The organism is Flavobacterium sp. (genome assembly GCF_043773265.1).
In the GTDB taxonomy this organism is placed as follows: domain Bacteria; phylum Bacteroidota; class Bacteroidia; order Flavobacteriales; family Flavobacteriaceae; genus Flavobacterium.
Genome location: NZ_JAYVFH010000160.1, coordinates 1 through 4360, shown reverse-complemented (window position 1 = coordinate 4360; position 4360 = coordinate 1). Strand labels below are relative to the sequence as shown.

Here is a 4360-nt window from a genome sequence, read left to right as displayed (position 1 = left end):
GCTATTTTCTTAAAATGTTGATAAATTCCTTCTTGTGTTGGCTTGGTGTAATATGGTGAAACTGATAAAATCGCATCAAAATCAGAGAAATCTCTAGTTGAGAGTTCTTTAACAAGTTCAGCAGTATTGAAACTACCAACGCCTAAAACCAATGGTAATCTTTTATTGTTAGCAGCAACAATTGTTTTAATAACCAATTCTTTTTCGTCATAAGATAAAGTTGCTGGTTCTCCAGTTGTGCCTAGAATAACAAGGTAATCAATACCGTTATCTATTTGAAAATTTACAATTTTTCGAAGTGCATCAACATCTACAGAAAAATCTTTTTTGAATGGTGTTACTAATGCAACTCCGGTTCCAATTAATGATTGCATGTTTATAGTTTGTTTAGTATTTTTAAATATTTAAATAATTCTTCGATAAAAATAATATAATTTTCGGCATTGGTATCAATCATAAATTGATTTAATCGTTTATCTATGTTTGAAAAACCAACTTTAAATCTTGCTTTTGATAAACTTGTTACCAACAGCAAAGGTGCTTTTTCTAAATCATAATAACTAATAAGTAAATCAAAATTTTGATTTATAAAAACATTAACTTCAGGTTTATTAAAAGTTGCAATCCAACTTAAATCTTTATAACTAAAAACAGAATAATCAAATGATTCGCTTTTTTTTATTTTTTCTCTAAAAGCTAGTAACTGTATATCTTGAGCTTGAATTTTATTATTTATTAATTCATTAATCAATGCTTCTATATTATTGAAATAACTTTCATCTATAATTATTCCAATTTTTTTTATAGAATTATTTGAAGTTAAATGTTTTACATTAGACAATCGTTTCTTAACAATTTTTTTTGTCCAAAAATCCTTTATTTTATTTAAAAACATAGTACTTTTACTAAGTTACAAATTTAATTAATTCTAGTTGCATATCAGATGGTAAATCTAAAAAACTATAACGTTGTATTAAAGCATTTTGTTTTATTATTAACATTTTTTATAGTTGTTTCTTGTGGACAACAAAAATATAATGTTTCTAAAATTGAAGGAAAAAAAATTGGAATTTCAAACTCTCAATCAGAATCAACTGAAATTGAGAATTATATAAAACCATATAGAGAACATATTGATAAAGATTTAAGCACAATTTTAGCATATTCGCCAGAAACGCTTGATAAATCTAAAGGTGAATGGCAAACCAATATTGGTAGTTTTCTTGCCGATATTACTTTAGAAAAGAGTAACCCAATTTTTGAATCTCGAGAAAAAAAAGCTATAGATATATGTTTACTAAATCATGGTGGTATTAGAACAATTATTCCAAAAGGATCTGTAACAGCAAGAAATGCTTATGAAGTTATGCCTTTTGAAAATAGTGCGACTGTGATAGCTTTAAAAGGAGAACAAATTTTAGAATTGATTAATTATATAATTTCTGAAAAAAAACCACATCCATTATCGGGTTTAACATTTACAATTACAAAAGAAAATACAGCCAAAAACATTACAATACAAGGAAAACAAATAGAAAACACTAAAATTTATTATGTAGTAACCAATGATTATCTTGCAAATGGTGGTGATAATATGGTGTTTTTTAAAAAAGGAATTCAAAGAACAGATTTAGATTATAAACTTAGAACTATAATTATTGATTATTTTAAAGATGTTGATACTTTAAAAATTAATAATAATGTGAGAATTAGTAAAGAGTAAATTAAAATATGAGATTGCTTTGCAAACTCGCAATGACCTATGAAAAGAAGAGAATTTATAAAAAACACCGCTGCTAGTTCAACTTTATTGAGTTTAACTGGTTTATCCATGAGCAGTTTTAGTAGTTCAAATTTAAAACACATTACTATTCTTCACACCAATGATGTTCATAGTTATATTGATCCGTTTCCTGCAGATCATCCAAAAAATCCAAATATGGGTGGCGTTGCTCGTCGTGCAGCATTAATAGAAACTATCCGAAAAGAAAACCAAAATGTTTTGTTGGTAGATGCTGGAGATATTTTTCAAGGAACACCTTATTTTAATTATTATGGTGGAGAATTAGAATTTAAATTGATGAGCATGATGAAATATGATTTTGCAACCATTGGAAATCATGATTTTGATAATGGAATTGATGGCTTAATGGCGCAAATGCCAAATGCTAAATTCAATTTTGTTTCTGCAAATTACGATTTTAAAAACACTATACTTGATGGTCATATAAAACCATATTTGACAAAAACTATTGATGGAATTAAGATTGGAATTTTTGGATTAGGAGTTGAACTTGATGGATTGGTTGACAAAAAAAATTCTAAAGAAACTGTTTATAACAACCCTATAGAAGTTGCTACAGATATAACAAGAATATTAAAAAAAGAATTGAATTGCGATTTGATAATTTGTTTATCGCATTTGGGATTTAAGTATAAAGACGAACCTAATAAAGTTTGTGATATTGTCTTAGCTAATAAAACAAAAGATATTGACTTAATTATTGGAGGTCACACTCATACTTTTCTTGAAAAACCTGTTATAGAAAAAAATCTTGTAGGAAAAGAAGTTCTTATCAATCAAGTTGGATGTTATGGAATAAATTTAGGAAGAATAGATTTTTATCTTACTAATGATAAACAAATTATTTCTAATGGAAAATCTATAATTGTTTAACTTTTTCTGAAGCAATTACAAATTTATAAAAGGCATAAAATGCTAAAAAATTCAAGCTCATTGCCAATGGTCTAAGCAAGGTTGAGTGTGCTTGAGGTAAATAATATTTTTCTACATATACAACTAATTGTAATCCAAGAAACAATAAAACACTTATTAATAGTATAGAATTTCTTTTATTGTCTTTCATAACATAACTAGAAATTGCAATTCCTCCTACAAGAACTGCAAACAAATTGTTGAAAAAAATTAAATAATAAGAATTATCAGGAACTTCTATAGTTATAAATAAATAGAAAAATATAAATCCTAAAGGCAATGCAGCTAAAAATAAAGGTATGTAATCTTTAATCTTTACTAATTTGAAAATTAGAATTAATAAAAAAACTCTATGAATTGTATAACTTATTATTCCATAAAATAACGATTCTTGAGAATCTGAAATAAAAAGTAAATTGGTAACTAAGGAAAAAAATAATAAAACATAAAATAAAGTGTAGTTTTTTTTAGTGGTATAAAAATACAAAACCATAAGCAACAATGGTATTAAGGGTTTTGTAATGTAAATTATTGAATTATTAGAATATACTTCAGCAATAACCTCAATTAAAGCATTTATAAAATAAAAAAAAGTTACAAGTTTGATTAATTTACTTTTACGAATAGAATTCATTATGTAAATTTATAAAATAATAACTACAAATTAATAAAATTACAAGATAAATGAATCTTTATGAGTTTGTTCGTTTTCAGACAATAAAACAAATTTTAAAAAAGCTAAATGACCTCCAATAAAAAACACCATTGAAATTGGTTTTAAGAAAGTTAAATCTAAATAATAAAATTTAACTCCCAAGACAAATAAATTTATTCCAAAACAAATAGAACTCAACATTAACATTTTACTAGAATAATTATTTTTCATAACATAATTTCCTAGTGCATATCCGCCCAAAATTGTCATTAATAAACTTTGAAAAATTAATATTAGAAATGTAATTGTAGTTGTGTTGTTAAAAATTAAATAAATTAAATATAAAAAAAAGAACATAAACGGTATTGAGGCAATTATTACAGGAAAGCAACTAGTTAATTTTACATCTCTACAAGTTTTTATAATTATTAAAACTCTACTTAATAAAAACAAAAATGAAGCAATTAAAATGAAATCTATATTTTTGGAAATAAAAAAAATATTAGCTAACCAGTTTAAGAACAATGCAATAATATATAAAAAAGATGTTCTTCTTGCTTCAAAAATATAAATAAAGAACAATAAAGGAAGCAATAATGGTTTTGTAATAGTTTGAAGTAAAACATTTTCTTTAAATTCAGAAAATACTTCAACAAATGCAATAAAAAAGAAAAAAAATGTCAAAACTTTGATGATTTGCGTTTTGTTTTCTTCAACTAAAATTAAATTATTTTTCATGTATCATTTTTTTTACATTTTCTCTTAAAAGAATGTATTTAACAATAAAAAAGTAAGACAAAATTTGAGCAATAAAGTGTAATATATTTAAAACCATAATTTGCATTTGAAAATTATAAATCACATAAAATACATCTGAAACCAAAAGACAAGAAACCGCCTTAAGTTTACATTATATAAATTTATATTATAAATCAGAAAGAACAAAAGGATGGAGTAAGGTTCTCGATAACCGCAGAGGCAATGACCTC

At 24.7% G+C, this 4360-nt stretch carries 6 protein-coding genes; 2 read left to right on the top strand and 4 right to left on the bottom strand.

Annotated elements, in window-relative coordinates; all coding sequences use genetic code 11:
- Together ACH2BO_RS08835 and ACH2BO_RS08830 are read right to left on the bottom strand one after the other, a co-directional pair.
- On the bottom strand, positions 1-374 hold a 374-nt coding region (locus tag ACH2BO_RS08835; protein ID WP_395044382.1), incomplete at its 3' end, for a dihydrodipicolinate synthase family protein.
- Positions 375-376: 2 nt separating this feature from the next.
- Positions 377-895 carry a DUF6913 domain-containing protein gene (locus tag ACH2BO_RS08830; protein WP_395044381.1) on the bottom strand — a complete coding sequence of 173 codons (519 nt, stop codon included), beginning with the start codon at positions 893-895 and terminating at the stop codon, positions 377-379.
- A gap of 48 nt (positions 896-943) precedes the next feature.
- On the opposite strand from ACH2BO_RS08830, the gene ACH2BO_RS08825 reads away from it, so the two are divergent.
- Together ACH2BO_RS08825 and ACH2BO_RS08820 are read left to right on the top strand one after the other, a co-directional pair.
- Positions 944-1723 carry a 5'-nucleotidase C-terminal domain-containing protein gene (locus tag ACH2BO_RS08825; RefSeq protein ID WP_395044380.1) on the top strand — a complete coding sequence of 260 codons (780 nt, stop codon included), beginning with the start codon at positions 944-946 and terminating at the stop codon, positions 1721-1723.
- Between the two features lie 39 nt (positions 1724-1762).
- The gene (locus ACH2BO_RS08820) at positions 1763-2677 is read left to right on the top strand and encodes a bifunctional metallophosphatase/5'-nucleotidase (RefSeq protein ID WP_395044379.1); all 915 of its coding nucleotides are present in this window, start codon (positions 1763-1765) and stop codon (positions 2675-2677) included.
- Here ACH2BO_RS08820 and ACH2BO_RS08815 read toward each other — a convergent pair.
- Together ACH2BO_RS08815 and ACH2BO_RS08810 are read right to left on the bottom strand one after the other, a co-directional pair.
- Positions 2664-3350 (bottom strand): hypothetical protein, encoded by a 687-nt coding sequence (locus tag ACH2BO_RS08815; RefSeq protein WP_395044378.1) that lies wholly within the window; start codon positions 3348-3350, stop codon positions 2664-2666. The genes ACH2BO_RS08820 and ACH2BO_RS08815 overlap by 14 nt on opposite strands.
- A 39-nt stretch (positions 3351-3389) precedes the next feature.
- Complete coding sequence (locus tag ACH2BO_RS08810; protein WP_395044377.1) at positions 3390-4109, bottom strand: hypothetical protein; 720 nt, start codon at positions 4107-4109, stop codon at positions 3390-3392.
- Positions 4110-4360: the final 251 nt, after the last annotated feature.

What these genes read in the sequence shown, in the direction of transcription:
- ACH2BO_RS08830 (WP_395044381.1), bottom strand. Translation starts at nt 895, where the DNA reads ATGTTTTTAAATAAAATAAAGGATTTTTGGACAAAAAAAATTGTTAAG.
- ACH2BO_RS08825 (WP_395044380.1), top strand. Translation starts at nt 944, where the DNA reads ATGGTAAATCTAAAAAACTATAACGTTGTATTAAAGCATTTTGTTTTA.
- ACH2BO_RS08820 (WP_395044379.1), top strand. Translation starts at nt 1,763, where the DNA reads ATGAAAAGAAGAGAATTTATAAAAAACACCGCTGCTAGTTCAACTTTA.
- ACH2BO_RS08815 (WP_395044378.1), bottom strand. Translation starts at nt 3,350, where the DNA reads ATGAATTCTATTCGTAAAAGTAAATTAATCAAACTTGTAACTTTTTTT.
- ACH2BO_RS08810 (WP_395044377.1), bottom strand. Translation starts at nt 4,109, where the DNA reads ATGAAAAATAATTTAATTTTAGTTGAAGAAAACAAAACGCAAATCATC.